Below are 25,364 nucleotides of genomic sequence, written 5' to 3'. Positions count from 1 at the left end.
TGGGCGGGCCCTGCGCGGACGGTGCCGTGTCTTCGGCATGCACGACGAATCGCCTCCCATGGGGACAAGGGCATCCGAGGGACGGGCCAGACGTTCCGGGTGCCCGCCCGCCGCCGTCGCAAACGCCTTCGTCGGCGTCCTCGTCGACGCCGTCGTCAACGCCTCCGTGAACCCAGCGTCCCTCTGTCGAAGTGTCGCGGCCACACGAGATGCGATGCCGTCGGTGCGGTCACTCGAACCGCGCGGTGTCGCCTGCCCCTCGGCGTACGACCTCGGGTTCGCCGCCGGAGAAGTCGATGACCGTGGTCGGCTCGGTGCCGCAGTCGCCGGAGTCGACCACGATGTCCACCACGTGCTCGAGCCGTTCCTTGATCTCCCAGCCCTGTGTCATCGGCTCGTCGTCGTCGGGCAGGAGCAGCGTGCTGGAGAGCAGCGGCTCACCGAGCTCGGCGACCAGGGCCTGGGCGACGGCATGGTCGGGAATCCTGACGCCGACCGTCTTCTTCTTCGGGTGCAGGAGCCGGCGCGGCACTTCCTTCGTCGCGGGGAGGATGAAGGTGTAACTGCCGGGCGTTGCCGCCTTGATCGCGCGGAACACGTCGTTGTCGACGTACACGAACTGTCCCAGCTGCGCGAAGTTCTGGCACACCAGGGTGAAGTGGTGGCGTTCGTCGAGGTTCCTGATCGACCGGATCCGTTCGATGCCGTCACGACTGCCCAGCTGACACCCCAGTGCGAAGCAGGAGTCCGTGGGGTACGCGACGAGCGCGCCGGATCGGATGTTCTCGGCCACGTCACTGATGACGCGCCGCTGTGGATTCTCCGGGTGGACGTCGAAGTACTTCGCCATCCGCCGAGTCTAGGCGATCAGGGCATCCGCGCGAGCCACAAAGCCGTCACTCACCGTAACGATGTCGGCCTTCGGCGTGCGCGGTCGGACGCGACGGGGCTGCGCGGTCAGATCGGCCGCGGGCCCCTCGACGGCTCCATGCCGTCGCCGCTCGCCCGCAGCAGGCGCAGGAAGGCCTTGACGCCCGCGATGATCTCCTGGTTGTCGGTGATGCGCGTCATGGTCGACTCGAACTCCCTGCCCATCGCCGCGATCTTCCGATCGGCATCGTCGGCCCGCTCGCACGACGCCATGCCCAACGCGTCCACCGTGCGCCGCAGTTCGGCGAGCGCGTGGTACTGCTCCTCCGCCTTGTCCTCCAGGACCTTCATCCCGGCCTCCGCGCCGTGGACCCGCGCACGCAGCTCCACCACGTCGTCGCGCGGATACGTCACGTCCTTGAGCAAGGTGCCCAGGCGCCGGCGGAGCTGCGCGAAGTAGGCGCCTGCCGGCCGGAAGAGAGTGCTCAGCAGGAAGAACCCGGCGAACCAGTAGCCCGTCACGCGCCCGGTCGCCAGGGCGACCAGTACCGCGGCACCCGCTGTCAGCACATGTCCCGCCACGGCGACCCGCAGCATCATCCGTGCGATGCGCGCGGCCTCGGAGTCGCGCGCCTTCGCGACCTCCAGCCCTTTGTCCCGGCTCACCGCGATCTCGGCGAGCACCGCATGCGCCCGGAAGTACAGGTTCCACGGCACGGTCAGCAGCACCAGCAGCCACAGCAGGCCGAGCACCCCGGCCGCCGCTCCCAGCACCACCTCCGGTGGCGCCCCTGCCGCATGGGCCAGGATCACGGCCGCGGCGGTCCCCACGACCACCAGTGCCGCTCCGAGGAACTTCCCCATGTCATCCCCCGCATGAGAGTCCAAGGCGCGGCCGGTGCCACGCTGTGTCCCATGGTCCTGCCGCGGCCGGAGGCGGACATGAGTACGGATACTCAACGGAGCGCCGGGGAGTCGCCGTTCGCTCCGGGACAGGCCGCACCGGAAACGCCAGGCGGGCTCAGGGCACCGGCACCTCGAACCAGATGCGCTTCCCGGCCCCGAGGGGCTCCGCGCCCCAGGCCTGGGTCAGTTGCTCCACGATGACCAGGCCCCGGCTGCCGGGCGTGGTCTCGGAGGGGAACCTGCCCGCGGCAGCGCGCTGGAGGTGTCCTGCACCTCGATTCTCAGCCGGCTGCCGATCCCGTCGGTCCCGTCGTCGTCCTGCCGGAGCACGCGCGCGGTCGGCATGGCGTCGCCGTCGGTGTGCATGAGCGCATTGGCGATGAGTTCATTGGCCGCTGTCACGGCAGCGTCGCACTGCTCACCGAACCCCCAGTGGCCCAGCGTGCTTCTGAGCATCTGGCGGGCGTGTGCCGGTCCCTTCGGGTCGGAGCGCGCCACCAGGCAGCTCCACTGCCGTCGTTCCTCGGGCGAGCTGTCACCGGTGAGTCCCACGAGCAGCAGTGCCACGTCGTCCGCCTGGCCCTGTCTCGCCTCGATGGCGACGATGTGCTCCGCCAGATCGTCCGTGCCGGGAGGCCCGGTCCGAAGAATCGTCTCGATCTGGCTCAGACCCTCGTCGATGTCCAGGCCGTAGGACTCCACCAGCCCGTCGGTGCACAGCAACAGGGTGTCGTCGCGGCCCAGTCGGAGGGGGGTCGTCGGGTACGACGCATGGCCGGCGCAGTGCGAGAGGCCCAGCGGCAGACCACCGTCGACGTACGGACGCGTGCAGCTGCCGTCGGCACGCTTGAGCAGCGGACCGTGATGCCCGGGTCGCACTGGCGCGCGTCCTGGCGCAGCGAGCGCCCCGTCTGCTGCTCGACGAGCCCACCGCCGCGCTCGATCTCCGTCACCAGGAGCCGGTGATGCGGATCTGCCGGGAGCGGGCCGCGACCGGGGACGCGGTGGTGGTCGTCCCGCGCGACCTCGGGCCGGCCGCGGCACGCCGACCGGGCGGCTGTCCTGCATCACGGCCGGAACGCGTCAGTGGGCCCCCGCGCGGATATGCGGGGGGAACTTCTGAGCGCCGTCCACCGACCGCCCGTCGAGGTGCTGCCGCATCCACGCACCGGGCCGCCTCCGGTCATCCCGCGAAGGGGCGACCGACGGTTCGCGGCATCATGTCGTGCATGACCTCTACGACTGCCCCAGAGCGTGCACCTGCCGGAGGCGACCAGATCAAGGTCTGGTACCGGTTCGTGGCGCGCGAGGACTGGCTGCCCTACGACACCGAAGGTCTGTGGGCCACGCGGCTGAGCGCGGACACCGCCCGTGTGGCGAGTGTGCCCTTTCTCCAGGACGGAGTGGCCGAGGGCGAGGTCGTACGGTTCGTCACGGACGCGGACGGTCACCACTGGGCCAGGGAACGGGTCGAGGCGTCGGGCAACTGCACCGTCCGGGTGCTGCCGGTCCCCGGCGGCCCGCTGGGGCGAAGCGCGCAGGCCGTGCACGAGCGGCTGGCTCCGTTCGGCCTGGGCGGGGAGAGCTTCAGCAGGGAATTCCCTCTGGTCGCGTTGACCGTGCCGGCCGATGCCGACCTCGAGGGAATCAAGGCACTGCTGATCCGGGGCCAGGAGGAGGGCTGGTGGCACTTCGAGGTTGCCTGTGTCACCGACGCCTGGCGAGCGGCGTAGCGTGCGATTCCGGATCACGGCACCGACTGCGGGGCCGACGGCGCGCCGGCTGTCAGGCCCCCCGCCACGTCCCGTGCCCGGCCTCGCGGGCCCTTGGAGAGCCGTCCTGGTGCCCGGGAGGCGTGTACACGGCAGCGGCCAGCGGGGCGGCACGGATGAGGGCAGCAACCTGGTCGCGGGGCGCGGCGGGCTCCGCGGAGCCCGGTCGAAGGGTCTCCCGTCGAAGGGGCTCGGGCCGCGTCACGGGTGATCGGCCCCGCGCCGGGGCGGGCATGCGCAGGCCCGTGCGAGCAGGCGGTCGACCTGCCCACCGATCTCGGCGGCCGTGCGCAGCGGATCGGGGAACAGGATGCGGACGTCCCGGTGTCCACGGGTGTACTCGCAGCGCAGCGTGAACCCGTAGCGGTCCAGCGCGAACGGGCGTACCTGCACGGCCCCTTGGAGTACCTGCGGGTCGGCCAGGCGGCTCAGCTGTGCGACCACGTCGAGGTGGTCGTCCTCCAGGTGTGTGAGAAGGGCAGCCTCCTCGACCGCGAGCAGGTCGGGCTCGGCCGGCACCACCTCGTCGAGTCCGACGTGCTCGACGACGCCGTCCCGTTCGATGGTCGCCCGCGCGGCGTCGAGACGGAGCACGAGCACGCCCTGGACGGGCTGCGTCTCGGACGGTGCGAGCCAGCCGGACAGGGTCACGCGCGCCCGCACCCGGTCGCGGACCGCAGTGGGGGCGATGTCGGTGAACTCCAGCAGGGCGGCCAGCGCACCGCGTGGAGCACAGGCGGCCTCGACGGCCAGACGACTCTCCGCCGGTGCATGGAGGCGCAACTGGCCCTTGTCGTCGACCGTGTGACCGGCGATGAGGTCGTAGCTGCAGGCACCGGTCGTCAGGCTCAGGGATCCGGCACCGGCCATGATCGAACGGATCCGCTCCGCGTTGGTCGGTCCGGTGCCACGGACGTCTGCGAGGGCCATCAGAACTCCTTAGGTTAGGTTTGCCTAACCTAACAGGGAGGCGGGGGCCACCGAAACCCGTCGTCCGCGAGGGAAGCCCACGCCGCGGACATCCACGTCCTGACCTGCCTCGAGTCGAGAGACCGGGCGATCCGCACGACCGTCGGGCAGCCGGCCCACGTCGATGCCGACGGGCGGGAAAGCGCATGCAGCTCCTCCAGGGCATCGGTGAGGAGGTGTCCGCTCCCGGGTTCCGCGGCTGCCCGTTCCTGGGCACGGGAGCAACGTCCCGGGACGCATGAACCTCCCCCGGCCCGGGCTGAGCCGTCCGCGCACGGCCGGGGTCCAAGGGCCGGTGGCGGAAAGGTGACTTGGCGCAGGCTGGACAGGCTCGGATGCTGACTGGCCCGCGTCTGTGCCGCCAATCTTTGCCCCCATGAGATCAACGAACAGGCGGTGGCGGCCGGCTACCCACTTGCCGCACCATCGCTCGGTGGCCATCGCCGCCCTCACGGCAGTTCTGGTGGGCATGGCCGCACCTGGCGTTGCTCAAGAGCCCGGACCGGCCCGATCCACGGACGCAACGCGCCCGTCCGTCCACACCGTCACGCTGATCACGGGAGACCGTGTCACGGTGAGCCGTTACGCGGACGGCCGCCAGGTGGCCAGTGTCCGTCCGGCACGTGGACGGGTGGGCGGCGGGTTCAGCACCCGGGAGATCGACGGCCGGATCCACGTCACACCGTTGGCCGCCGTTCCCTACATCTCCTCGGGCCGGCTGGACGCCGCACTCTTCGACGTCACGGGCCTCATCGAGCAGGGGTACGACGACACCCGCGCCAAGAAGCTGCCGCTGGTGCTGCGTTACGGCTCGGCGGCCGCGGCGTCCGCGCGGAAGGCGCCGACCGGGGCGGAGCGCCGGAGGGTGCTCGACAGCGTCGACGGCGTGGCGGTCGATGCCGCCAAGGGCAGGCTGGACCACTTCTGGGACACCGTCAGCGGCACACCGGAGAAGGCAACGCAGGGAGCGGGCGCACGCGTCGCGCAGCAGGCGCAGAAGGCCGCTCCCCGTCTGACCGGCGGCCTGGAGAAGATCTGGCTCGACCGGAAGGTACGGGTCTCGCTCGACCGCAGCGTGGCGCAGATCGGTGCCCCTGAGGTCTGGAAGACCGGAGCGACCGGCAAGGGCGTCAAGGTCGCCGTGCTGGACACCGGCATCGACACGGCCCACCCCGACCTCGCCGGCCGCCTGGGCGAGATACGCAACTTCAGCGCGAGCGACAGCACCCGCGACCTCGTCGGCCACGGCACGCACGTGGCGGCGACGATCGCGGGGTCGGGCGCCGCCGCGAACGGCACCCGCAAGGGTGTCGCGCCCGACGCCGACCTGATCGTCGGCAAGGTCCTGGACGACTCCGGCTCCGGCTCGTACTCCGACGTCCTGGCCGGCATGGAGTGGGCGGCCCGCTCGGGCGCCCGAGTCGTCAACATGAGCCTCGGCGGCCCGGCGTCCGACGACGACCCGCTGGTCACGGCGGTGGAGGAACTGACGGCCGAGACCGGAGCCCTGTTCGTCGTCGCGGCGGGCAACGAGGGCCCGGGCACGCAGACCGTCGGCTCGCCGGGCACGGCCCCGAGCGCCCTGACCGTCGGTGCCGTCGACCGCGACGACTCGCTCGCCGCGTTCTCCAGCCGCGGACCCGTCGGCGCGGCCGACGCGGTCAAGCCGGATCTGACCGCGCCGGGCGTCGGGATCGTCGCCGCGCGGGCCGCGGGCACGCAGATGGGCAGCCCGGAGAACGACCACTACACCGCCGCCTCGGGTACCTCGATGGCGACGCCGCACGTCGCCGGGGCGGCCGCACTGCTGGCGCAGCGCCACCCGAACTGGACTCCCCAGGCCATCAAGAACGCGCTCGTGGGCTCGTCCAAGGTGGTCACGGGTCAGGGCGTGGACGAACAGGGCGGCGGACGCGTGGACGTGGCCGGCGCCGTCACCCGCAGCGTCGTCGCCACCGGCACGCTGAGCCTGGGTGCCCTGCAACCCGACAGCGCAGGCACGCGGGAGATCACGTACACCAATGTCTCCGCGCGGCCGGTGAAGCTGGCGCTCTCGCTGGAGATGAAGCATGCCGACGGCACGCCCGCACCGGCCGGCGCTTTCACGACCGGCTCGTCGTCGGTCACCGTCGCCGCGGGCGAGACCGTGCAGGTGCCGGTCACCGCGCGTCCGGCCGGGGCGCCGCTGGGCCGCTGGGCCGGCTATCTGACGGCGACCCCGGACGATGGCACGGCCGCCGTGCACACCGCCGTCGCCACGACGGTCCGGGGCGCCATGCGGACCCTGACGATGCGTTTCGTCGACCGCGAAGGCCGTCCCGCGGTGGTGCCGGTCCTCGAGCTCTACGGCTCCGACCAGCGCTACGACGTGCTGGCACACGTCGCTCCGTGGATGAACGGCACGGCCCAGGTGACGGTCCCCGAGGACACCTACTTCCTCAAGGCGCTGGTGCCGGGCCAGGAGGTCAAGGGCTGGCACCTCACTCAGGTGATACGGCCCGAGCTGAAGCTCAGCTCCGACCTGGAGATCGTCCTCGACGCCCGTACGGCAAAGCCCATCGAGGTGCGTACCCCCAAGGCGTCCGAACAGCAGGGGATGATCCACTTCGGTGCCTACCGGGCCTTCGGTTCCCGGAAGATCGCCAGTACGACCGTCGAATTCGACGCGGTCCGCACCGTGTTCGCCACGCCGACCGCCCGGGCCGCGAAGGGGGACTTCGAGTTCTACTCCCGGTGGCGGATGGTCGCGCCCCGGCTGCAGGCCCGGGCCCTGGGGGCCAACGCTCCCGAGCTGACCCCCGTGCTGTTCAACTATTCGCCCGCCGTGGACGGCAAGCGCAGGCTGCCGCTGGTCTTCGTCGAGCCGGACTCACTTTCCGGGAAGGACCTGCGCGGCAAGGCCGTACTGATGCGCACCGACGGAGGACGCCCCGAGCAGGTGGCCGCCGTGGCGAGGACCGGGGCCTCGGCACTGATGATCATCAACGAGTTCGCGGGACCGGTGTGGCAGCCGTGGGTCCCGGCGGGTGAGCGAGACCCGCTCATCACCATGCACGTACCGCAGGAACAGGGCGAAGCGCTCGCGGCCTGGCTGAAGGGACAGCGGACGGGCACGCTGGAGCTGTCGGGCACCTCGTCCAGCCCGTACCTGTACGACCTGGCGCTCGTCGAGAAGGACGTCGTGCCGGCCCGTCTGTCCTACACGGTGAAGTCGTCCGGAACCGCGACGGTGGAGTCCCGCTACCACCGGCCCGGAACCGATGCCTGGTCCAGCGAGCAGCGTTTCGCCTGGCGTCCCTGGCAGGGCACGTCGTTCGTCCTGGACCACCAGTCCTTCGTGAAGCTGCCCTCGACCCGGACGGAGACGATCAGCGCGGGCGACACACTGTGGCTGGAAAGGGTCACGCACAAGTCCCCGTGGCACACCATGTTCTCCCTCGGTGGCGGCATGACGGGCGGTGTGCACCAGTACACCGCCGGCCAGCGGCTGCGTGAGGACTGGTACGGGTCGGTCGTCCGCCCGACCGCGCCGGCCGGGAACGCCGCCTTCCGCTCGGTGCGCACAGGCGACACCTTCGCCCTGCGGCTCGCGGAGCTGACCGACGGCGAGGGCCGTCACTACGGATTCGCCGGCGACGACGAAACCGACCAGGTGCGCACCCGGCTGTACCGCGACGGCACCCAGGCCGCCGACGAGCGGGCGCCGTGGGGCAGCTTCCCGGCGGCAAAGGGCGAGGGCTCCTACCGGCTGCGGGTGGAGACCTCCCGCAACTCGTCCGCCTGGGTGTTCTCGACGAGCACCGACACGTCCTGGTCGTTCCGGTCCTCGTCGCCGGCCGCGGGCCAGGAGGCGCTGCTGCCTCTGGTGCTGCTCGACTACGACGTCCCGGTGGACACCCTCAACCAGGTGGACGGTTCGTCCTCCACGAGCCTGCGGCTGACGGCCCGTCACCAGGACGGGTGGACGGGTGCACGCATCGCGGGCATGCGCGTCCAGGCGTCGACCGACGACGGCGGGCGCTGGGCGTCCGTCCCCGTCTCGGCTCGCGGGAACGGCACGTTCGACGTGCGGCTGGACCGTCCCCTGACGCGCCACGCGGACTTCGTGTCGCTGCGCGTCGAGGCCTGGGACAGCGCGGGCAACAAGGTCGAGCAGACGGTGGTCCGCGCGTTCGGCGTGCGGTAGCCGAGAGCCCCGGGCGGTGTGGGTGACGCGATCACCCGCGTGGGGGTGGGGATCGCGGCACCGCCCGGAAAGGGGTGCGGCCGGCGGAGTACGCCGGCCGCACCTTCGCACCTTCGTGGTCAGATCCAGTTCCGGCGCGCGGCCTGCCATCCGAGCTGCATCCGGGTCGCGACGCCGGCGAGGGTCATCAGGCCCTGGATACGTCGCTGGACGGTGCGTTTGCTCACGCCGAGCTGGCCGGCGATGGATTCGTCGGTGATGCCCGCGACCATCAGCGACAGAAGGTGCTGGTCCTCGGGAGTCAGCGAGGCGGTGTCGGCCGTCAGACCGGTCCCGCCGATCTGGCCCTCCGGTGTCACCCTCAGCGGTGCCCCGACCTCCCAGTAGCGCTCGAACAAGGCGAGCAGCGCCTCGAACAGGCTGCTGCCGCGGATGACGGCCGTCGTCACGTCCCGCGGGTTGCCGGCCGGACCGGCGGGTGCAAGAGGGCAGATGGCGACGGACCGGTCGGCGATCGCCATCCGCAGCGGCAGTGCGGGGACGGCGCGCGCGGCCTCCCCGGCCCGTACAGCCCTGACTACGTTGTCAACGGAGCCGGAGTCGTCGAAGAAGGCCTGCTCGTACAGGACGCGGTAACCGACACCGCGAGCCAGGGCGTCGAACTCGGCCTGGTTCGTCCCCGACGGCATCGCGACGTACTGCGCCCTGCAGAACCACAACAGCTCGTGGCGGGCATTGTCCTGTACCTGCTGTAGCCGCTGGCGCAGCGCCTCGGCTCCCGTGACGATCTCTATCGCGTCGCCCGCGTCGCGGTTCCGGGCGCTGCGGCGGTAAGCCTCCATGAGCTCGGACACGGCGACGCGGGCCTTGTCGAGGTCGTCGGCGCGGCGCTCGAGCCGCGGCAGCAGAGTCACGTCCGGCGGGTTCGCGGCGAACCGCCCCGGCTCTCCCTCCACACCGCGCGCCAGGCCCGTCTTCTCCAGGGCGCCGAGCAGCCGCCCCGTGGATTCCTCGTCCAGACCCGTTGTCGCGGACAACTCCTGCGCCGACGCCGTGACGGCGACGACGAGCGCGCGGTACACCTCGGTCTCGGCAGCCGAAAAGCCCACCGTCTCCAGCATGCTCTGTCCCTCTCCCATCACCTTGCCGACGTGTCGGCGCACATCCTCGTTCGCCCCGCAAGCTTCGACAACGCGGACCGGCACTCCATTCCCCGGCAGTGTGACTCACGCCTTCGGGAGCCCGGCGCCGCTCCTGACGGGACGCCCTGGCGGCTGCTGAGGCCGTGGCTCGCCTCGCGACCCGTCGACACCCCCATGCCACGCGCGCCGATTGCGAGGTACGGGTCCGGAATGCCGACGAGGCGGGTTTCACGCCTCGAGTGCAGGTGACGCGATGACCACAGCGCGTGCTGCCGGTGGGGGCCGCATCGCTGCCTCCTTCTTCTCTGTCGTACTCGACGCCGAAGCTGCGATCCCTGCGTGGAGCCACGGTGCGGAGAGACTACTCGGGTACCAGGCGCATGAAGTACTGGGGCGCGGTGGGGCACCCGTCCCCCGGGCCGGGGGACGACGGTCCGGGCGGAGCTGCCTCCCGGCTCCTCCCGGCTCCCCCGGCCCTCCGGCGCACGCGCGTACCTGCGGCATCGGGCCGACGGTCCTCAAGCGGTGCGAAAACGCCTGTTGCGCACCGCAACGAGCGATTCGATCGCGCAAGTCGCCTCACCGGCGAGAACCTCGACGCCACCGGAGGCACACCCTTGGCACGCCGTTGGCACGCCGTTGTCCCGGCAGGCGAAGAGCTCCGCGTCGCGAACCGCGAGCGGTCCGCGTACCGAGATCGACACGGGGTACCCGACGGAGCACGGATGGGGCACCCGAGGGAAGGACGGTCCGATGACGGATGTTTCGCGTCTGCCCGGCGCTTTCCACCAGCACTGGGACTGGCAGCTGCGTGCCGCCTGTCGTGGCGTCGACAGCCTCCGGGCCATGCCGGCCGAGAAGATCGGCTCCGATGTGGCCGGCCGCCCCGTCGAGCGAGGTCCCGCCGTCCCGCGAGGCGCCGAGGAGATGCGTGGCGAGCCGGTCCTCCAGGTGAACGGTCGCGTCGACACCGAAGGCGTCGTCGGCTTCCAGGTGGGGTTCCTCCTCCAGGAGGCCTGCGATGACCTCGCGCCGCACGACCTGCTCGTGGACGGCGTCGGCCTCGACGTGCTCGTCGTAGAAGAACTCCGCCGCCCGCCCGGCTCCGGTGCGCCCCATCGCCGCGGCCAGGCGTTTCGACCCGGGTGAAGAGGTGATCTCGACCGTTGCGAAGTGGCCGATGCGGTGTGATGGGCATGCCGGCCGACTTGGGCGTACCTGTCCGCGCGGGGCTACTCGGGGCCGTACGGTATCGACGCCCTCATCGACGCGGACGGCACGCTGTACGCCACGGAGAGCAACGTCCGCCGGACCGCCACCACCACACAGGCCATGGTGGACCGTCTCGCCCGCGGGGGTCCCCGGCCCCGCCTGGCTGCTCGCCGCAGGACCGTCGCGCTCGGCCCGCACGTTCACCGACGTCCTGCGGCTGCTGCGGGCGGAGCGTCTGGCCTGGGACACGGGCCGGGGCGAGAGACGTGCTCTACGGGGACGCGCCCGCCGACAGCCGCACCTGGCGGTGTGCCCTGATCTGCGCCGACCTGGCGCGGATGGCGGAGCTGAGAACGGCCCTGTCGAGCGTCATGGCGCTTCCTGCGTGAGCGCCCGACTCGGCGCGCCGTCGCATCACTTCATCCCGGGCTGGATCCGGTCATCCGGGCTTGATGCGGCCTCGCCACCCTCCGGACTGGCTGCCGCGATGCTCGACGAACTCCTTGAAGCGCCGCATGTCGCCCTTGACCCGGCGGTCGATCATTCCGGTCATGGCGGCGGTCTTCTCCACGGCGCCGGTCGGTTCGACGTCCATCACGAGTTCCACACGGGTGTGGGTGTCGTCCAGGCGCTGGAACCTGACCATCCCCTTCTGCTTGGTGTCCCCACCGGTGGTCCGCCAGGCGATGCGCTCGTCCGGGAACTGGTCGACGATCTCGGTGTCGAACTCCCGGCGTACGCCACCGATCTTGGTGGTCCAGTGGGTGTGACGGTCGTCGAGTTGCCTGACCTCCTCGACACCCTCCATGAAGTTCGGGAACTCCTCGAACTGCGTCCACTGGTTGTAGGCAGTGCTGACGGGGACCTCGACCTCAACCGATTCCTTCACCGTGCTCATTGCTGCGCCTCCACTCGGTAACTGCCGCACGAGCAGCGGACTGCCGTACGGGACGGGCACAGTTCAGCGGGTACCCCGAACCGTCGGGATCACCGCCTCTCCTGAGGATTCACGGATCACTCCGGCCGCCCCCGCCGCGAGCGTCACTCTTCGTCCTCGTACTCGTCCTCTTCTTCGCCGCCCGCCACGGCCTCTTCCGCCTCGTCTTCGGGCTCCTCGTCGTATTCCTCCTCCTCGTCCCCCTCTTCCTCGCCCGTCTCCCCGCGGTATTCGCCCTCTTCTTCCTCTTCTTCCTCTTCTTCCAGCGCCTCTTCATGGCTGCGGACGACTTCGCCGTCGCGGATCTCTCCGCGCCATCCTTCGGGTTCCTCGTCGGCGAAGGTGACGTGTCGCTGGAAGTGCTTGAAGTCCAGCCGCAGACGTCGTCCTTGAGCCCGCCAGAGATTTCCTGTCTTCTCGAAGAAGCCCGAGGGGTAGTACTCGACGACGAGAACGATGCGGGTGAGATCGGGCGTCAACTCGTGGAAGCTGACACAGCCGCGCGTGGTGCCTTTGGCTCCCTCGGAGGTCCAGATGATCCGCTCGTCGGGCACCTGTTCCTGCACCGTGGCCTTCCAGCTCCGTGCCGAGGGACCGACCTTCACCTTCCAGCCACTGTGGGTCTCGTCTTCCTGGGACACACTGCGCACGCCCTTGGCGAAGTCGCTGAACCGCTCGTACTCCGTCCAGTGGTTGTACACCGTGCGGACCGGCAGGCCCACATCGAGGACCTCCACGATGTTCATGGACTTGCCGCCGCCGGACTTGCGGCCGCCCCCGCCGAAGAGGTTCTTCGTCTTGTCCAGCACGTTGTCCTTGATGCCTTTGACCTTGCCGCCGATGAGGGATTTCACCGCTCCGCCGGGAAGCGGCCCTCCGCTCTCGGCGGAATCGAGCAGTTGGTCGGTGAGATCGGCCACTCTGTCGCCGGCCTTGCCGGCGAGATTCTCGATCTGGGCACCGAGATAGTCCATGAGCTCGTCACGCAGCAGGTCCAGGCCCGAGGCTTCGTCGCTGGTGGCACGATCTGTCTTGGCCATGGCCCTACCTCCGGCGTCCGGCCGTCTTCTTCGCGGCCGTCTTGCGCGCCGTCGACTTCCGTGGCGCCGCTTTCTTGGCAGGGGCCTTCCTCGCGGCGGTCTTCTTCGCAGGTGCCCTCTTGGCGGCGGTCTTCTTCGCGGGCGCCTTCTTGGCGGCGGTCTTCTTGGCAGGTGCCTTCTTCGCGGGCGCCTTCTTCGCGGGCGCCTTCTTCGCGGCGGTCTTCTTGGCAGGTGCCTTCTTCACGGCCGCCTTCTTCGCGGGCTCCCTGGCGGCCCTCTTGGCGGCCTGCTCCCGCGGAGCGGGCTTCCTGGCGCCTCGCGCGGCTGCCCGGCGGCGTGGCGGTGGTTTCTCCTCTTCCTCTTCCTCCTCCTCGTCTTGTTCCTCTCCTTCCTCTTCGCCCTCCTCCGGCTCTTCTTCCGCTTCTTCCTCTTCTTCCGGCTCTACCTCTTCCGGCTCTCCCTCTTCTTCCGGTTCCTCCTCCGGCTCCTCCTCTTCCTCCTCCTCGTACTCTTCCTCCTCGCCCTCGCCCTCGCCCTTCCCCCCGAGGCGGAGCGTGCGCTCATGGAGAGAGTCCGCGAGATCGGCGAGCCGTCGGTCCGCCGCGGCAGTAAGGGCCTTGCGCCCCGCCTCCACCAACTCGCCCCGTATCTGCTCGTTCAGATCCGCGACTTGTGGCACGTCCTTCAGCCTGCGCAGGCCTTCCGTGGCCAGCTGCTGAGGATCGAGCCCGAAGCGGCGCCCCGCGATATAGGTCGCCATGGCGAAGGCGAGTCGCCCCTTCTTCGCGCGTCCGAGCACGTACCCACCCGCGACCGCAGCCGCGAGTGCGATCTTGGTCGTGTCATTCATGAACTGACCCCTTCGCAAAGGGCGTTGGGAAAGCTGGACTTCGCGACACAGTAAGACTGCCCGCGCAGATGGCGAGTATGTCCCTATATGATGAAATTGTAGATTTATGCCCGGCATGCGGCTTCCGTTCCGCTCCTCGGAGAACGACCATGGCCCCAGCAGAGCCCGCCAAGCGGCGGCGCAAGGACAAGGCCGCATGGGTCATGCGCTCCGCGGCGCAGCAGCTGGAGCTGTTGCTCGGCCGGCCGCCGGAATCGGTCTCGGCCCTGAAACCGACAGATGACGGTTGGGAGGCCCATGTGGAGGTAGTCGAACTGGAGAGGATCCCCGAGACCACCAGCGTGATGGCCAGCTACCGGGTGACTCTGGACAAGGAAGGTGACTTGGTCGCCTACGAACGGATACGCAGATACACCCGGGGGCAGATCGACCGCAGGCTGTGACATACGGGCTCGGTCGGCGAAGGGAGGCACCGTGACCGTGGTGCCGCAAGGCGGAGGCACCGTTTCCAGGGGCGGTGGCACCAGCAGCCTGTACGACGTCCTGGAACTCATTCTTGATCGCGGACTCGTCATCGACGTCTTCGTCCGTGTGTCCCTCGTCGGGATCGAGATTCTGAAGATCGATGCCCGCATCGTCGTGGCCAGCGTGGACACCTACCTACGCTTCGCCGAAGCCTGCAACCGCCTCGATCTCGAGGCCGGCCGCAAGGCACCGGCGCAGCTGACCGACATCGTCGGCGACTCGGTCGAGAGCGGAGCCCGCGGCAAGTCCAAGGGCGCGCTCACGGGCGCCGTGGACGCCGTCACCGAGACCCTCAAGGGCGGCGGACAGGAGGACGAAGCCGACGAGGACGACGAGGACGAGAAGGAGGAGCAACCTGTGGAGAGGCGGCGGCGAACGCCTCGGCGGACTTCCCGGCGTGCGAGGGAACGCGAGGAGGAGTGAGACATGGCTGTGTACGTCTACTCCATCGCCGACAAACAGCATCCGCTCCGGCTCGACGGTGTCACCGGGGTCGGGGAACCGCCCGCGAAGTTGCGTACGGTGAATAGCGGACCACTGACAGCGGTGGTCAGCGACGCACCTGAGGACCTGCGTCCCAAGCGCCGCGATCTCACCGCGCATCAGGCGGTCCAGGACAGACTCATGGCCGACGGCACGGTGCTGCCGCTGAAATTCGGTCTCACGGCGCCGGACGACGAGGCCGTCCGCACCGCCCTGGAGGACCGGGAGACTGAGTACACGGAGAAGCTCCAGGCGCTGGATGACTGTGCGGAGTACCACCTGAAGGTGAAGCAGGACGAGGACGCACTTCTCCGCCAGATCCTTGAGGAATCGAGCGTCGCCCGGGAGCTCAACAACTCCATCCGCAACGGGACGGCCGGTCCCGACGCGTCTCTCGCGCTCGGCGAACTGGTCGTCGGGGAAGTCGACGCACGCCAGCAATCCCTGGCCGCCGGCGTCATCGAGGCATTGCGCTCCTTCGCCCGGGACGTGGAGCCCTCCCAGCCGACCGGCGAGGACTTCCTCAGCGTTTCCTTCCTGGTGCCCCATGACCAGGAGGAGCTCTTCCTCACCACCGAGCTGAGCCTCGCCGGCCAGATGGGGGACGACTTCGAGTTCCGGCTCAACGGCCCGCTTCCCCCGTACAGCTTTGTCTGAAGGTGATCCCATGGGCCTGCTCACCCAGATCGTGACCCTGCCCCTGGCACCCGTGCGCGGCGTCGGCTGGGTGATGGACCGCGTGCTGGAGGCCGCCGAGAACGAGTACTACGACCCCGAACCCGTGCAGCGCGAACTGGCGCAGCTCGAATCCCTCCTGCTCGCGGGGCAGATCGACGAGGAGACGTTCGACCGGAGGGAGGACGAACTGCTCGACCGGCTGGAGGAGATCAGGGCGTTCCGGCAGGAAGGCCGCCGCCGTGAATGATCCGCTGGCCAACCGGCTGGGCTCCTATCCCTCCCGGGCCGCGCCGCCGTACGGCCAGGGCTCTTCGGCCAACCTGGCCGACATCCTGGAGCGCGTGCTCGACAAGGGCATCGTCATCGCGGGCGACATCCAGATCAACCTGCTCGACATCGAGCTGTTGACCATCAAACTCCGACTGCTGGTCGCCTCCGTCGACAAGGCCAAGGAAATGGGCATCGACTGGTGGGAACACGATCCCGCACTGTCGTCCCGCGCCCACGGAGAGCGGTCGCTCGCCGACGAGAACCGGCGGCTGCGTGCGGAGATCGAGGCGATGCGCAGGGGCGAGGCCCTGCCCAGGGGCTCCCGCCGCGATGAGACGGCCCGCGAGGACGAGGAGGAGCCCGGGCACGCGGAGAGGCCCGGACCGGTCCGTCGCACAAGGAAGTCGCGCGATGACTGACCGCGTCACCTATGTGTACGCCGTGGCCCGTGAGGCGGGCGGGCTGGCAGGCGCCGTCGCCGCGCTCACCGGCGTCGGCGGCGCCCCCGTACGTCTGCTGGCCCTCGCCCGAGGCAGCGGGCTGGTGCTCGTGGTGAGCCCGGTGCCGTCGCAGGACTTCCGGGAGGACGCCCTCAAGAGGCATCTCGAGGACCTGGAGTGGCTGGAGTCGGTCGCCCGCGCCCACCACGGCGTGGTCGAGGCCGTGTCCGCCCGCACCACGGCCCTTCCCCTGCGCCTCGCGACCGTGTACCTCGACGACGACCGGGCGCGAAGCGTTCTGGACGCCCAGCGGGATACTTTCGCGGAACAGCTCTCGCGCCTCGCCGCGCACGTCGAGTGGGGCGTCAAGATCTACGTCGAGCCGTCGGGTGCCCCTGGCCCCGCCGAGGCGGAGTCACCGGCCGAGGACCTCAGCCCCGGACGCGCCTATCTGCGCACCCGCAGGGCGCAGCGAAGCGTGCGCGACACCGCCTACCGGTCGGCGCAGACGGCGGCGGAGCGGGTGGACGCGGCGGGACGCAGACACGCCGTCGACCGCGCACGCCACCGTGTGCAACAGGGCGAGCTCGCCACCGCACCGGGCGAGAACGTGGCCAACGACGCGTATCTCGTGCCTCGCGAACGGGCGGAGGAGTTCCGGGACGAGGCGAGTCGTGCCGCGGAGGGACTCGAGGGGGTACGGGTCGAGGTCACCGGCCCGTGGGCGCCGTACTCCTTCGCCACCCCCCGGGAGACCTCCGCCGACACCGAGCAAGGAGCGAGCCCGTGACGGCGTCCGACCCGGTCCCGGCGTTCCCGCTCCGGACGCACGAGGCGGCCGGGGCGGCCGGGGCGGCCGAGCCCCTGCCGGAGCGCCAGGTCGCCCTCATCGATCTGCTGGACCGGCTGCTCAGCGGCGGTGTCGTCCTGACCGGCGATGTGGTGCTGTCCATCGCCGACATCGACCTCGTGCGCGTCTCCCTGCGGGCCCTGATCATGTCCATTCGCTCCTCGCCCGGTGAAGACGATGTCCGCTGAGGAGGCGGAACACCGGAACCGCCGCCTCGACCGCCTGGACGAGGTCGCGGATGCCGCTTCGCGTGCCTTCCGTCTGCTGCCCGCCGCTCCGGAGGACCTGCCCGGGGCCGGCAGGAGTTCGTCCGCTCCGGCGCGGAGAATCAGCTCCGATCCCGACACCGTCGAGCGCGACCTCGTCAGGCTCGTGCTCACCCTCGTCGAGCTCCTGCGCCAGCTGATGGAGCGACAGGCGCTGCACCGGGTCGACCAGGGCGATCTCACGGAGGAGCAGGAGGAGCGACTGGGCGCGACGCTGATGGTCCTGCACGACCGTATGAGCGACTTGTGCGCCCAGTACGGCCTGACGATGGAGGACCTCAACCTCGATCTCGGGCCGCTGGGCACCCTGTTGCCGCCCGCCGATTGAGTCGCCCGGTGCTCCGGTCGGCCCGCGCCGGCGACGGCGCGGGCCGGAGTTCAGCCGACCGTCCGTGCGCCCGGCGCGAGCGGCGCGGTGTCCATGCCGGCACGTTCGCGCAGTCCTTCGAGGAACTCCTGGATCGCCTCCACGGCGGTGTACCGCGGCTCCCAGTCCAGCTCGGCCCGTGCCCGGGAGCTGTCCATCAGCGGGAGGCGCAGTACGGCGTCGAACAGATCGGGTGAGGCGGACACCAGCCGCAACCGCCAGGCCGCCGAGAGCGCGGCCCGTACCGGTGACACGGGAATCCGCAGTTGGCGGGCCTCCAGGATCCCGGCGAGCCGAGCGGCGTCCAGGGGCGGGTCGGCGGCGAGGTTGAACGCGCCGCGGACGGGCCGCACGACGGCCTCGCAGTACGCGGCAGCAGCGTCGTCGGTGTGCAGGGCCTGGAATTTCAGACCCGGCAGATCGGGGACCGCGGGGAGCGTCCCCGGCCTGATCAGCTGCAGGGGCAGGAGGGGGCCGGCGAAGATGCGGCGCTGCTGGGACGCGGACTCCCGCTTGAAGAGGAAAGCCGGTCGCATGCGGACGACCCGCACGGCCGGATGAGTCTGTTCGAACGCGTCCAGATACCGTTCCACATAGGCCTTCTCGCGGCAGTAGGCCGCCTGCGGCCAGCCGTGGGTCGGCCAGGACTCGTCGACCGGGGATTCCTTGGGCCCCGGAGAATACGCGGCGACCGACGAGGCGTGGATCAACACCGGTACCCCGGCCTCTGCCGCTGATTCGAAGACACGGATGCCGCCCAGCACATTCGTGCGCCATGTCGTCACCGGATCGTGGGTGGGCTGGAACTTCCAGGCCAGATGGACGACGGCGTCCGCTCCGGTGAAGTGGTGGACGAGGTCCGCGCGGCCGGGGTCGATGTCGGCGGCCGCCCAGGTCGTTCTGTCGGGCTGCCATTCGGGGATCCGACGGGCGATGCCGAGGATCGCCCCGATTCCCGGATGGCCGGAAAGGGTCTGCACCACGCTCGTCCCGACGTTGCCGGTCGCGCCTACGACCACGACCCGCAGCCTCGCTGCGCTCCCTGCCTCTTCGTGCGTCCTGTCGATCATGTCGGTCGCCTTTCACGGGAGGGGACTTCCGGCATCCGTGGAGTACCCGGCCCTCCACCCGATATGCACCGGTTTACGGCGCCCATGGGCGGGTGCACGATGAATTGAGGTGTCGGAGCATCTCTGAGCCCTGGGCACCTCGCCGATTCCGAGAGGACAGCGATTCCCGATGAGCAAAGGCAAGTCGAAAGCGACACAGCTGAAGGGCAAGATGAAGGAGACCTTCGGCAAGGCCACGGGCGACAAGCACACGGTGCGGGAGGGCCGGGGCGACATGCTGCGCGGCAAGGCACACGAGATGGCGGAGAAGGCAGCCGACCAGATCCGGAAGGTGACCAAGCACTGACCGTGTGATGCCGTCGGCGGGGCGGTCAGCGCTCCGATGCCGGTGGACGACACGACGGTGGTCGCGGAGCTGTCCGGCGCCGCGACCACCGTCGTACGCCGGATGTCGGTGCCGGACGGCAAAGACGGCCAACGCCCCCGCAGTTACGTGTCGCAGGGGCCGGGAACGCCTTCACCTGGGGGCGGGCGGCGGGTGGAACCCTCCTGCCATCCGGTCACCACGATCTCCTTGACCAGAGGTGGGTCTTCCGTGCTCTGCGGTGGGTCCTCCGTCGTGAAACCGGCATGCGCGAGGGTGGCGAGGACCGCGGCATGCAGAGCCCTGTCGATCCCTGTATGCCCGCCGGTCCCGTCGCGCCCGTGACCGTGCCCGTCACCGTGCGCGCGGGCGCTCGGCGCGCGCAGTTCCGCCGGCGCCTGCCAGGCGACGACGACTCCATGGGGGCGCGCCCGAACCGTCAGCCCCGTCGCGGCCCCGGTGTGCTGGAAAGAAGCGGGAAGACCGACAGCGACAAGAGCCCGGCAGACATCCGCGGCCAGCGACGAGGCTCGGCTCTCCGCGTCATCGGCACGCGGTGGCACACCGTCGGCACCACGGCCGAGGAGCGCCGTGGTGCCGGTCGTCTCCATGAGGCGGCGGATCTCACGGCCGGCCTTCACCACGGCCACGGTCCGTCCCGAGGCATGCCCCAGGTCACGAATCTCCATGAGAACGTCCAGCCCCGCCGAGTCGCAGAAGGAGACGCCCGCGAGGTCGAGGTCCAGCCCGTTCCCGCACGTGAGGGCCGCGGCGAGAGTCCGGCGCAGCTCGGCGGCGCCGTCCATGTCCATCTCGCCGGCGACAACGGCGAGCGATCGGTCCCGACCGTAGGAACTGACGGTCACGCTGAGTCGTGCGCCGTCCTGCCCGGGCGTGGCCCGGCCGCGAGAACGAGAGGTCATGTGCGGACCCCCTCACTCCTGAGCAATCCGTCCGCTGGAGCAAACCTGCTCCCATGCTCGTACGACACCAAAGACACGTCAAGAGATGCATGAAATTGAATTCGGGCTTTGAAAAGCCTGTATCGATCGCCGTACGATCCCCATATGGATTCGCCCATCCCGCCACGCAGCACATGGACCTTCTTGACCAACCACACCCGTGTGCTCTCGGCCATCGCGCGCGATCCGTGGGTCCGGATCCGTGATCTTGCCTCGATGCTCCAGTTGACCGAGAGAACCGTGCAGGCCCTGGTCGCCGATCTCGAGGAGGCGGGTTACCTCACGCACACACGCGAAGGGCGCCGGAACAAGTACCAGGTGATCACGGGCGGCAAGTTCCGCCATCCCGCAGAGGCCGACCGCGACATCGCCTCGCTGCTCGACATCCTCGCCGGGTCTCCGGACGGGGTGCGAAGGGCCTCGGCAGACAAGCCCGACGAGGGAGCCGACGAGGGCTTCCGGGACCGATGAGCCGGGGCGACGAGCCGCCCGGTGAGCCGCGACGACGAGCCGTCCCCCACGACCTCGGACGGACCGCATGAGAGAGGCCCGGCCACCGCGGTCTCCGCGGTGGCCGGGCCGACCCCCGTCCGCGCCGTCAGCCCTGACGGGCCTTGAAGCGCGGCTCCTTCTTGTTGAGGACGAACGTCGTCCCCCTGCGCCGCACGACCTGGGCACCAGGCCTGGCCTTCAGCGCGCGCAGAGACTTTCGCACCTTCATCGCTTCTCCTCTTCCTTGCCCGCCGGGCGGCGTGCCACCCGACGTCCGAGAACGGCCCTGCCGGTCGACCGCCCTGTGGTTCAGCCCTGGGCCGCGCCCGCCCGGCCGTAGCGGCGCTCGAAGCGCTCGACACGACCGGCGGTGTCCACCACTCGGGAGGTCCCCGTGTAGAAGGGGTGGCTCGCCGAGGAGATCTCGACGTCGATCAGCGGGTAGGTGTTTCCGTCCTGCCAGTCGATCGTCCTGTCGGACCCGGCGGTCGAGCGCGTCAGGAACACGACGTCCGCGGCACGGTCACGGAAGACGACGGGGCGGGAGACGGGGTGGATAGGAGGCTTCACGGTGGGTGTCCTTCCTTGATGCCTTGATGCCTTGCGGCCTTCCCGGACCTGAGGCCCGGATCGGCCGGCCGGCCCGAATGCGGGTCGCAGGCCCTCAGCGCTCTTCGCGGAACAGGACGTGCTCCCCCGCCACGGGGTCGTACTTGCGCAGCACGAGCCGGTCGGGGTCGCTCAGCCGGTTCTTGCGGGTCACGTAGGTGTGACCGGTTCCTGCCGTCGACCGGAGCGTCACGACGGGGCGTGCGTCGTTACGTGCCATCACTTTCCCCTTTCACCGGAGAACCGGGCGGATCAGCCGGGCAGTCCGCCTCCACCGGGTTCGACAGGTGTAACCGAGCTATTGCTCATTACATTCCCGGGGGTGGGAGTGCGCTGCGGGCCGGGCGATCGGCCACTCGACGGACCGTGCTCCCCCGCTCCGCCCCACACGCCGCGCCCGCGCCGTGCGTGCCTTGCGCCCGCGCCGTGCACACCCTGCACCCGCGCCGCCGTCCGGTGGTCGCGACTCAGGGCAGGGGCACACCCCGTGCCGTCAGCCAGAGGTCGTACCACTCGTCGTGGGTGAGGTCCGGCTCCCGCTGTGCCGCGTCGCGGCAGGCGCGGATGCGATCGGGCTGGACGGTGCCGATGACCGGGGCTATGCGGGCGGGGTGGCGCTGCACCCACCACAGCAGGATCGTCTCCGCAGTGGTGCCCTTCTTCTCGGCGAGTGTGGCGATCAGCTCCGCGGTGGCCCGCTCCTGCGGCGTCTCCTGGCGGCCGGTGAAGCGGCCCTGAGCCAACGGGCCCCACGCCTGGAGTTCGATGCCGTTCGCGCGGCAGTATTCGAGCGTGCCCAAAGGGAAACCGTTGGCCGCCGCCGCGGAAGTGTTCACGACGACACCTGCTTCGAGCCAGTCGCGGCGCTGGAGACTCATCTCCAGCTGGTTGGCGACCAGGGGCACGTCCAGGCGCGCCAGCAGCGGCGCGATCTGCTCGCCCGACATGTTCGAGACGCCGAACCGCCGCACCAGGCCCTGCCGGTGCAAGGACGTCAACGCCTCGGCGACGTCGTCGGGGTCGGCCAGCGGGTCCGGCCTGTGCAGGAGGAGCACATCGAGGACGTCGGTACCCAGCCGGGTCAGGCTCTCCTCCACCCGGCGTGCGATGGTGCGCCCGCGCAGGTCGTAGATGCCGGGGCGCTCCCCGTCGGAGAGGCGGATGCCGCACTTGGTCTGCAGCACGATGCGCTCGCGCAGCCCCGGTGTGCGGGCGAGGATCTCGCCGAACACCGCCTCGGACTTGCCGTGGCGGTAGATGTCGGCGTGGTCGAACGTGGTGATGCCGGCCTCCAGGGCCGCGGCGATCGCCGCCTCGGCCGCGGCGATGTCCGCCGCCCCGTAGGGGCCGGGTTCCCAGGCCCCGCCCAGCCCCATGCACCCGTACAACAGGTGCCCGCCGCTCCTACCCGTGTTCGCAGTCACCACGTCACCCTACGGGGGCCGCGAGCCGCCCCCGCGTCCAGGCCTGCAGCCGTGCGGGAGGGCGGGCCGCCGGTCCGGGGTGCCGTGCCCGCTCACTGAACGGTGGGCGGGCGGAGTGCCGCATACGTGCCCGCGCAGGCGGCCACCACCATCACACAGCCGGCGAAGACCAGCCCCGCCCCGCGCAGCCCGAGCCACATGGCCATGGCGCCGACACCGACCACCGGCAGGGAGATACCGGTGTAGGCGACGACGAAGAACGCCGAGATGGTGCCGCCCCGGTGCAGCGCCGGCGCGGCACCGCTGACCAGGCTGAGCGCGGCGCGGAAGGCAAGGCCCTGCCCCGTTCCGCCGAACAGGGCGCCCAGGACGAGCAGGGCCGGCGACTGGGTGATCAGCGACGAGGCCACCAGCATCAGCCCCACGACCAGAACGCCGCAGCCGACGGGGAGCGCGCGGCGCGCGCCGACCTTCTGGGTCAGCGACTGTCCGATCGTCGAGGCGAGGAACACGGAGAAGACGACGGCGCCGGAGACGGCGAGATTGTGGACGCCCAGGGTCGTCGCGACGAAGCTCGGTGCGACCGCCGTGAAGAGACCCAGCAGGGCGAAGCCGGCGAACGCCGCCACGGACGAGGGCACGAACACGCCCTTCACCTCGGGCGGCACGGATACGCCTTGTGGCGTGAGCGGCGGCCATCGCTCAGGGTTCTCGACGGTCTCGGGCAGCAGCCAGGTGATCACGGAGGCCACGGCCACCAGGGCGAGGTGGACCCAGAACGCCAGCATCAGCGGCCAGGGCGCGTACTGCGCAAGCAGTCCGGACAGCAGGGGCCCGCAGCCCAGGCCGCCCATGTTGGCGGCGGTGGCGGCGAATCCGGCACGCGCCTTCTTGCCGGGTCCGGCCAGTTCGATGACGGCGGCCGTCGCCGCGCCGCTCAGCAGCCCTGCGGCAAAACCCGACAGCAGCCGGCCGGCGAAGAGCAGGGGCAGGCCGCTCTCCAGGAGGAAGCAGCACGCGCTCGCGGCGGAGAAGCCCATCGCCGCGAGCAGGACGGGCCTGCGGCCGACCGCGTCGGAGTAGTTCCCTGCCACCAGAAGGGCGGCGATGACCGCGACCGCGTACACGGCGAAGACGACCGTCACCATCAGCTCCGAGAAGCCGATCTGCTGCTGGTAGAGCGCGTACAGCGGGGTGGGCAGGGTCGTCCCGGCCATGCCGATGGCGAACACCGCGGCCGCCGCCGGATAACCGAGCCGCCCTGCCCTCTCTGTCATTCCCCGGTCTCCCCCGCGTCTTCCGGCCGCGCGAACGATCACGCCCTCACGATACGAGCGACGATCCGCCGGTCGCGTCAGGCACGGGGCCGTCGTGCACGTACGGACGCAGACCGGCAGGGCGGCCCAGGACGCCGGACTCCGGCAGGGCCGGGCAGCAACGCGTGTGAATCAGTCGCGGACCGTGTGCAGTTCGGCCTCCACCAGGTCCGCCGCGCGCTCGGTGCCGCCCTCGCCCGCCATGGAGAGCTTGATCCCGTGCAGGCGGCGGGCGACCTCCGGGTCGTCGACCAGGGCGAGTACCGCCTCGCGCAGGGTGTCCGCGGTGGCCTCCTCCATCGGTACGTGGCGGGCCACTCCCAGGGACGCGAGCATGTCCGCGTTGCCGAACTGGTCCACCGCCTGCGGGACGGCGACCATCGGTGTCGCGGTGGCGAGGCCCTCCTGGCTGCCGCCGGCGCCCGCGTGGGTGATGAAGGCGTCCGCCTCCCTGAGGATCGCCAGCTGCGCAACCCAGCCGTGGATCTCGATGTTCGCGGGGATCTCGCCGAGTTCGGCCGGATCGACGAACTTGCCGATCTGCAGCACCACATGCCACCCGGGCAGGTCGCCGAAGGCCTTCACGCACTCCCGGTAGAAGCCCGGCTGCTTGGTGAACGCCGACCCCAGCGACACGAGCAGCACCTTCTCCGCGCCCGCCGGCCGGGTCCAGGTGCCCTGCTCCCCGCGATCGCCCTGGCAGGCGCCGACGAAGGAGTGCACGGACTCGTCGACCCGGTCCGCGTTCGGCTGCAGCACCCTGGGGATGAGGACGATCGACCGGCGAGGGCGCCCGACGAACGGATCGGGATGGGTCGCGATGCCGTTCTCGGCGAGCCACGACTCGAAGCGGGCGTAGTACGCCCTGCCGCGCTCGGTCGCCCTGAGTTCGGCCGTCATCGGCTCGCCGACCTCCTTCTCGTATCCGTCCCAGGCGACGAGGTTCGGCGAGAGCGAGACGGCCGGCACGCCCCAGCGGTGGGCGAGCACACGCGCCGCGTACGAGGTGATGTCGTGGAGGACGAGATCGGGCTCGTCCTCGGTGAACGCCTCGGCCAGCTGCGGCAGCGCCTGGATCGCGTCGCGCAGGAACGGCTCGATGTTGTCGATCAACTCCGTTCCCCATGCCTCCGGATCGTCGTCGGTCGGGAGCGTGGAGGTGTAGAGCACCGGCTCGGCTCCCGTGGCGGCGACCTTCTCGGCGAAGGACGGCGGGATCGCGTAGCTGACGCGATGCCCGCGGGCGACGAGCTCCCGGATCACCTCAAGGCTCGGGTTCACGTGCCCGTGGGCAGCGATGGAGAACATGGCGATGTGGGCACGCGGGGAAGTGGTCATGCCGCCACACTAAACGAGACGATACG

Annotated in this window: 28 protein-coding genes and 3 pseudogenes; 14 read left to right on the top strand and 17 right to left on the bottom strand. The window is 70.4% G+C overall.

What is annotated here, in order from left to right; translation table 11 throughout:
* Positions 1-229: 229 nt before the first annotated feature.
* The 3 genes from ACWCP0_RS27880 to ACWCP0_RS27870 all read right to left on the bottom strand — a co-directional run bounded on the left by ACWCP0_RS27880 (position 230) and on the right by ACWCP0_RS27870 (position 2,655).
* The gene (locus ACWCP0_RS27880; protein WP_351224867.1) at positions 230-850 is read right to left on the bottom strand and encodes an L-threonylcarbamoyladenylate synthase; all 621 of its coding nucleotides are present in this window, start codon (positions 848-850) and stop codon (positions 230-232) included.
* A gap of 107 nt (positions 851-957) precedes the next feature.
* Positions 958-1,734 carry a hypothetical protein gene (locus ACWCP0_RS27875; RefSeq protein ID WP_451081525.1) on the bottom strand — a complete coding sequence of 259 codons (777 nt, stop codon included), beginning with the start codon at positions 1,732-1,734 and terminating at the stop codon, positions 958-960.
* A gap of 225 nt (positions 1,735-1,959) precedes the next feature.
* Positions 1,960-2,655 carry a SpoIIE family protein phosphatase gene (locus ACWCP0_RS27870; protein WP_451081524.1) on the bottom strand — a complete coding sequence of 232 codons (696 nt, stop codon included), beginning with the start codon at positions 2,653-2,655 and terminating at the stop codon, positions 1,960-1,962.
* Here ACWCP0_RS27870 and ACWCP0_RS27865 point away from each other — a divergent pair.
* A pseudogene (locus tag ACWCP0_RS27865) lies at positions 2,643-3,009 on the top strand (hemin ABC transporter ATP-binding protein); the annotation flags it as partial. The gene ACWCP0_RS27870 and the pseudogene ACWCP0_RS27865 sit on opposite strands and share 13 nt — an antisense overlap.
* Complete coding sequence (locus tag ACWCP0_RS27860; protein ID WP_451081523.1) at positions 3,006-3,509, top strand: DUF4265 domain-containing protein; 504 nt, start codon at positions 3,006-3,008, stop codon at positions 3,507-3,509. The pseudogene ACWCP0_RS27865 and the gene ACWCP0_RS27860, both read left to right, overlap by 4 nt.
* A 240-nt stretch (positions 3,510-3,749) precedes the next feature.
* On the opposite strand, the gene ACWCP0_RS27855 is transcribed toward ACWCP0_RS27860, so the two are convergent.
* Positions 3,750-4,478 (bottom strand): DUF2470 domain-containing protein, encoded by a 729-nt coding sequence (locus tag ACWCP0_RS27855; protein WP_451081522.1) that lies wholly within the window; start codon positions 4,476-4,478, stop codon positions 3,750-3,752.
* Positions 4,479-5,091: 613 nt separating this feature from the next.
* On the opposite strand from ACWCP0_RS27855, the gene ACWCP0_RS27850 reads away from it, so the two are divergent.
* The gene (locus ACWCP0_RS27850) at positions 5,092-8,703 is read left to right on the top strand and encodes a S8 family serine peptidase (protein WP_451081521.1); all 3,612 of its coding nucleotides are present in this window, start codon (positions 5,092-5,094) and stop codon (positions 8,701-8,703) included.
* 119 nt (positions 8,704-8,822) lie between these two features.
* Here ACWCP0_RS27850 and ACWCP0_RS27845 read toward each other — a convergent pair whose 3' ends face one another.
* Entirely contained in the window at positions 8,823-9,824 is a 1,002-nt protein-coding gene (locus ACWCP0_RS27845; RefSeq protein WP_451081520.1) for a helix-turn-helix domain-containing protein, read from the bottom strand.
* Between the two features lie 774 nt (positions 9,825-10,598).
* On the opposite strand from ACWCP0_RS27845, the pseudogene ACWCP0_RS27840 reads away from it, so the two are divergent.
* Positions 10,599-10,682 (top strand): annotated as a pseudogene (locus tag ACWCP0_RS27840) (WhiB family transcriptional regulator); the annotation flags it as partial.
* Positions 10,683-10,730: 48 nt separating this feature from the next.
* Here ACWCP0_RS27840 and ACWCP0_RS27835 read toward each other — a convergent pair.
* The 4 genes and pseudogenes from ACWCP0_RS27835 to ACWCP0_RS27820 form a co-directional block, all read right to left on the bottom strand.
* A pseudogene (locus ACWCP0_RS27835) lies at positions 10,731-11,027 on the bottom strand (iron-containing redox enzyme family protein); the annotation flags it as partial.
* Positions 11,028-11,496: 469 nt separating this feature from the next.
* Positions 11,497-11,955, bottom strand: a complete 459-nt coding sequence (locus ACWCP0_RS27830; RefSeq protein ID WP_451081519.1) for an SRPBCC family protein — start codon at positions 11,953-11,955, stop codon at positions 11,497-11,499.
* 143 nt (positions 11,956-12,098) lie between these two features.
* On the bottom strand, positions 12,099-13,034 hold the full coding sequence (locus tag ACWCP0_RS27825) for an SRPBCC family protein (protein ID WP_451081518.1): 936 nt from the start codon (positions 13,032-13,034) through the stop codon (positions 12,099-12,101).
* 4 nt (positions 13,035-13,038) lie between these two features.
* The gene (locus ACWCP0_RS27820; RefSeq protein WP_451081517.1) at positions 13,039-13,884 is read right to left on the bottom strand and encodes a histone H1-like repetitive region-containing protein; all 846 of its coding nucleotides are present in this window, start codon (positions 13,882-13,884) and stop codon (positions 13,039-13,041) included.
* 149 nt (positions 13,885-14,033) lie between these two features.
* Here ACWCP0_RS27820 and ACWCP0_RS27815 point away from each other — a divergent pair, with 149 nt between their 5' ends.
* The 8 genes from ACWCP0_RS27815 (at position 14,034) to ACWCP0_RS27780 (ending at position 17,724) form a co-directional block, all read left to right on the top strand.
* Positions 14,034-14,327 carry a gas vesicle protein GvpO gene (locus tag ACWCP0_RS27815; RefSeq protein WP_451081516.1) on the top strand — a complete coding sequence of 98 codons (294 nt, stop codon included), beginning with the start codon at positions 14,034-14,036 and terminating at the stop codon, positions 14,325-14,327.
* Positions 14,328-14,358: 31 nt separating this feature from the next.
* Complete coding sequence (locus ACWCP0_RS27810; RefSeq protein ID WP_451081515.1) at positions 14,359-14,832, top strand: gas vesicle structural protein GvpA; 474 nt, start codon at positions 14,359-14,361, stop codon at positions 14,830-14,832.
* Positions 14,833-14,835: 3 nt separating this feature from the next.
* Entirely contained in the window at positions 14,836-15,549 is a 714-nt protein-coding gene (locus tag ACWCP0_RS27805) for a GvpL/GvpF family gas vesicle protein (protein WP_451081514.1), read from the top strand.
* A gap of 10 nt (positions 15,550-15,559) precedes the next feature.
* Positions 15,560-15,817 carry a gas vesicle protein GvpG gene (locus tag ACWCP0_RS27800; RefSeq protein ID WP_451081513.1) on the top strand — a complete coding sequence of 86 codons (258 nt, stop codon included), beginning with the start codon at positions 15,560-15,562 and terminating at the stop codon, positions 15,815-15,817.
* Positions 15,810-16,259, top strand: a complete 450-nt coding sequence (locus ACWCP0_RS27795) for a gas vesicle protein (RefSeq protein ID WP_451081512.1) — start codon at positions 15,810-15,812, stop codon at positions 16,257-16,259. Before ACWCP0_RS27800 ends, ACWCP0_RS27795 begins: the two co-directional genes overlap by 8 nt.
* Positions 16,252-17,070, top strand: a complete 819-nt coding sequence (locus ACWCP0_RS27790; RefSeq protein ID WP_451081511.1) for a GvpL/GvpF family gas vesicle protein — start codon at positions 16,252-16,254, stop codon at positions 17,068-17,070. The genes ACWCP0_RS27795 and ACWCP0_RS27790 overlap by 8 nt, the downstream gene beginning before the upstream one ends.
* Positions 17,071-17,144: 74 nt before the next feature.
* Positions 17,145-17,318, top strand: coding sequence for a gas vesicle protein (locus ACWCP0_RS27785; RefSeq protein ID WP_451081542.1), 174 nt, complete (start codon positions 17,145-17,147; stop codon positions 17,316-17,318).
* Positions 17,308-17,724, top strand: coding sequence for a gas vesicle protein K (locus ACWCP0_RS27780; RefSeq protein ID WP_451081510.1), 417 nt, complete (start codon positions 17,308-17,310; stop codon positions 17,722-17,724). Before ACWCP0_RS27785 ends, ACWCP0_RS27780 begins: the two co-directional genes overlap by 11 nt.
* A 50-nt stretch (positions 17,725-17,774) precedes the next feature.
* Here ACWCP0_RS27780 and ACWCP0_RS27775 read toward each other — a convergent pair whose 3' ends face one another.
* On the bottom strand, positions 17,775-18,833 hold the full coding sequence (locus tag ACWCP0_RS27775) for an NAD-dependent epimerase/dehydratase family protein (RefSeq protein ID WP_451081509.1): 1,059 nt from the start codon (positions 18,831-18,833) through the stop codon (positions 17,775-17,777).
* Between the two features lie 169 nt (positions 18,834-19,002).
* Here ACWCP0_RS27775 and ACWCP0_RS27770 point away from each other — a divergent pair, with 169 nt between their 5' ends.
* Positions 19,003-19,179: a CsbD family protein gene (locus ACWCP0_RS27770; RefSeq protein ID WP_451081508.1), complete on the top strand. Its 177-nt coding sequence runs from the start codon at positions 19,003-19,005 to the stop codon at positions 19,177-19,179.
* A 143-nt stretch (positions 19,180-19,322) separates the two neighbouring features.
* On the opposite strand, the gene ACWCP0_RS27765 is transcribed toward ACWCP0_RS27770, so the two are convergent.
* Positions 19,323-20,120, bottom strand: a complete 798-nt coding sequence (locus ACWCP0_RS27765) for an STAS domain-containing protein (RefSeq protein WP_451081507.1) — start codon at positions 20,118-20,120, stop codon at positions 19,323-19,325.
* Between the two features lie 144 nt (positions 20,121-20,264).
* Between ACWCP0_RS27765 and ACWCP0_RS27760 the strand changes: the two genes are divergently transcribed.
* Positions 20,265-20,630, top strand: coding sequence for a helix-turn-helix transcriptional regulator (locus ACWCP0_RS27760; RefSeq protein WP_451081506.1), 366 nt, complete (start codon positions 20,265-20,267; stop codon positions 20,628-20,630).
* 127 nt (positions 20,631-20,757) lie between these two features.
* On the opposite strand, the gene ykgO is transcribed toward ACWCP0_RS27760, so the two are convergent.
* The 6 genes from ykgO to mgt all read right to left on the bottom strand — a co-directional run bounded on the left by ykgO (position 20,758) and on the right by mgt (position 25,338).
* Positions 20,758-20,880: a type B 50S ribosomal protein L36 gene (gene ykgO, locus ACWCP0_RS27755; RefSeq protein WP_336554702.1), complete on the bottom strand. Its 123-nt coding sequence runs from the start codon at positions 20,878-20,880 to the stop codon at positions 20,758-20,760.
* An 80-nt stretch (positions 20,881-20,960) separates the two neighbouring features.
* Positions 20,961-21,221: a type B 50S ribosomal protein L31 gene (locus ACWCP0_RS27750; RefSeq protein ID WP_451081505.1), complete on the bottom strand. Its 261-nt coding sequence runs from the start codon at positions 21,219-21,221 to the stop codon at positions 20,961-20,963.
* Positions 21,222-21,315: 94 nt separating this feature from the next.
* The gene (gene rpmG, locus ACWCP0_RS27745) at positions 21,316-21,480 is read right to left on the bottom strand and encodes a 50S ribosomal protein L33 (protein WP_451081504.1); all 165 of its coding nucleotides are present in this window, start codon (positions 21,478-21,480) and stop codon (positions 21,316-21,318) included.
* 247 nt (positions 21,481-21,727) lie between these two features.
* Entirely contained in the window at positions 21,728-22,684 is a 957-nt protein-coding gene (locus tag ACWCP0_RS27740; RefSeq protein ID WP_451081503.1) for an aldo/keto reductase, read from the bottom strand.
* A gap of 92 nt (positions 22,685-22,776) precedes the next feature.
* Positions 22,777-23,961 (bottom strand): MFS transporter, encoded by a 1,185-nt coding sequence (locus tag ACWCP0_RS27735; protein WP_451081502.1) that lies wholly within the window; start codon positions 23,959-23,961, stop codon positions 22,777-22,779.
* 171 nt (positions 23,962-24,132) lie between these two features.
* Positions 24,133-25,338 (bottom strand): macrolide-inactivating glycosyltransferase, encoded by a 1,206-nt coding sequence (gene mgt, locus ACWCP0_RS27730; RefSeq protein WP_451081501.1) that lies wholly within the window; start codon positions 25,336-25,338, stop codon positions 24,133-24,135.
* Positions 25,339-25,364: the final 26 nt, after the last annotated feature.

This window comes from Streptomyces sp. NPDC001970 (assembly GCF_053594115.1).
The sequence above is the reverse complement of the archived record's forward strand: the minus strand, read 5'-3'. Positions and strand labels throughout refer to the sequence as shown.

Coding starts and splice junctions, on each gene's coding strand:
- ACWCP0_RS27880 (WP_351224867.1), bottom strand. CDS start 850: ATGGCGAAGTACTTCGACGTCCACCCGGAGAATCCACAGCGGCGCGTC.
- ACWCP0_RS27875 (WP_451081525.1), bottom strand. CDS start 1,734: ATGGGGAAGTTCCTCGGAGCGGCACTGGTGGTCGTGGGGACCGCCGCG.
- ACWCP0_RS27860 (WP_451081523.1), top strand. CDS start 3,006: ATGACCTCTACGACTGCCCCAGAGCGTGCACCTGCCGGAGGCGACCAG.
- ACWCP0_RS27855 (WP_451081522.1), bottom strand. CDS start 4,478: ATGGCCCTCGCAGACGTCCGTGGCACCGGACCGACCAACGCGGAGCGG.
- ACWCP0_RS27845 (WP_451081520.1), bottom strand. CDS start 9,824: ATGCTGGAGACGGTGGGCTTTTCGGCTGCCGAGACCGAGGTGTACCGC.
- ACWCP0_RS27830 (WP_451081519.1), bottom strand. CDS start 11,955: ATGAGCACGGTGAAGGAATCGGTTGAGGTCGAGGTCCCCGTCAGCACT.
- ACWCP0_RS27825 (WP_451081518.1), bottom strand. CDS start 13,034: ATGGCCAAGACAGATCGTGCCACCAGCGACGAAGCCTCGGGCCTGGAC.
- ACWCP0_RS27820 (WP_451081517.1), bottom strand. CDS start 13,884: ATGAATGACACGACCAAGATCGCACTCGCGGCTGCGGTCGCGGGTGGG.
- ACWCP0_RS27815 (WP_451081516.1), top strand. CDS start 14,034: ATGGCCCCAGCAGAGCCCGCCAAGCGGCGGCGCAAGGACAAGGCCGCA.
- ACWCP0_RS27805 (WP_451081514.1), top strand. CDS start 14,836: ATGGCTGTGTACGTCTACTCCATCGCCGACAAACAGCATCCGCTCCGG.
- ACWCP0_RS27800 (WP_451081513.1), top strand. CDS start 15,560: ATGGGCCTGCTCACCCAGATCGTGACCCTGCCCCTGGCACCCGTGCGC.
- ACWCP0_RS27790 (WP_451081511.1), top strand. CDS start 16,252: ATGACTGACCGCGTCACCTATGTGTACGCCGTGGCCCGTGAGGCGGGC.
- ACWCP0_RS27780 (WP_451081510.1), top strand. CDS start 17,308: ATGTCCGCTGAGGAGGCGGAACACCGGAACCGCCGCCTCGACCGCCTG.
- ACWCP0_RS27775 (WP_451081509.1), bottom strand. CDS start 18,833: ATGATCGACAGGACGCACGAAGAGGCAGGGAGCGCAGCGAGGCTGCGG.
- ACWCP0_RS27770 (WP_451081508.1), top strand. CDS start 19,003: ATGAGCAAAGGCAAGTCGAAAGCGACACAGCTGAAGGGCAAGATGAAG.
- ACWCP0_RS27765 (WP_451081507.1), bottom strand. CDS start 20,120: ATGACCTCTCGTTCTCGCGGCCGGGCCACGCCCGGGCAGGACGGCGCA.
- ACWCP0_RS27760 (WP_451081506.1), top strand. CDS start 20,265: ATGGATTCGCCCATCCCGCCACGCAGCACATGGACCTTCTTGACCAAC.
- ykgO (WP_336554702.1), bottom strand. CDS start 20,880: ATGAAGGTGCGAAAGTCTCTGCGCGCGCTGAAGGCCAGGCCTGGTGCC.
- rpmG (WP_451081504.1), bottom strand. CDS start 21,480: ATGGCACGTAACGACGCACGCCCCGTCGTGACGCTCCGGTCGACGGCA.
- ACWCP0_RS27735 (WP_451081502.1), bottom strand. CDS start 23,961: ATGACAGAGAGGGCAGGGCGGCTCGGTTATCCGGCGGCGGCCGCGGTG.
- mgt (WP_451081501.1), bottom strand. CDS start 25,338: ATGACCACTTCCCCGCGTGCCCACATCGCCATGTTCTCCATCGCTGCC.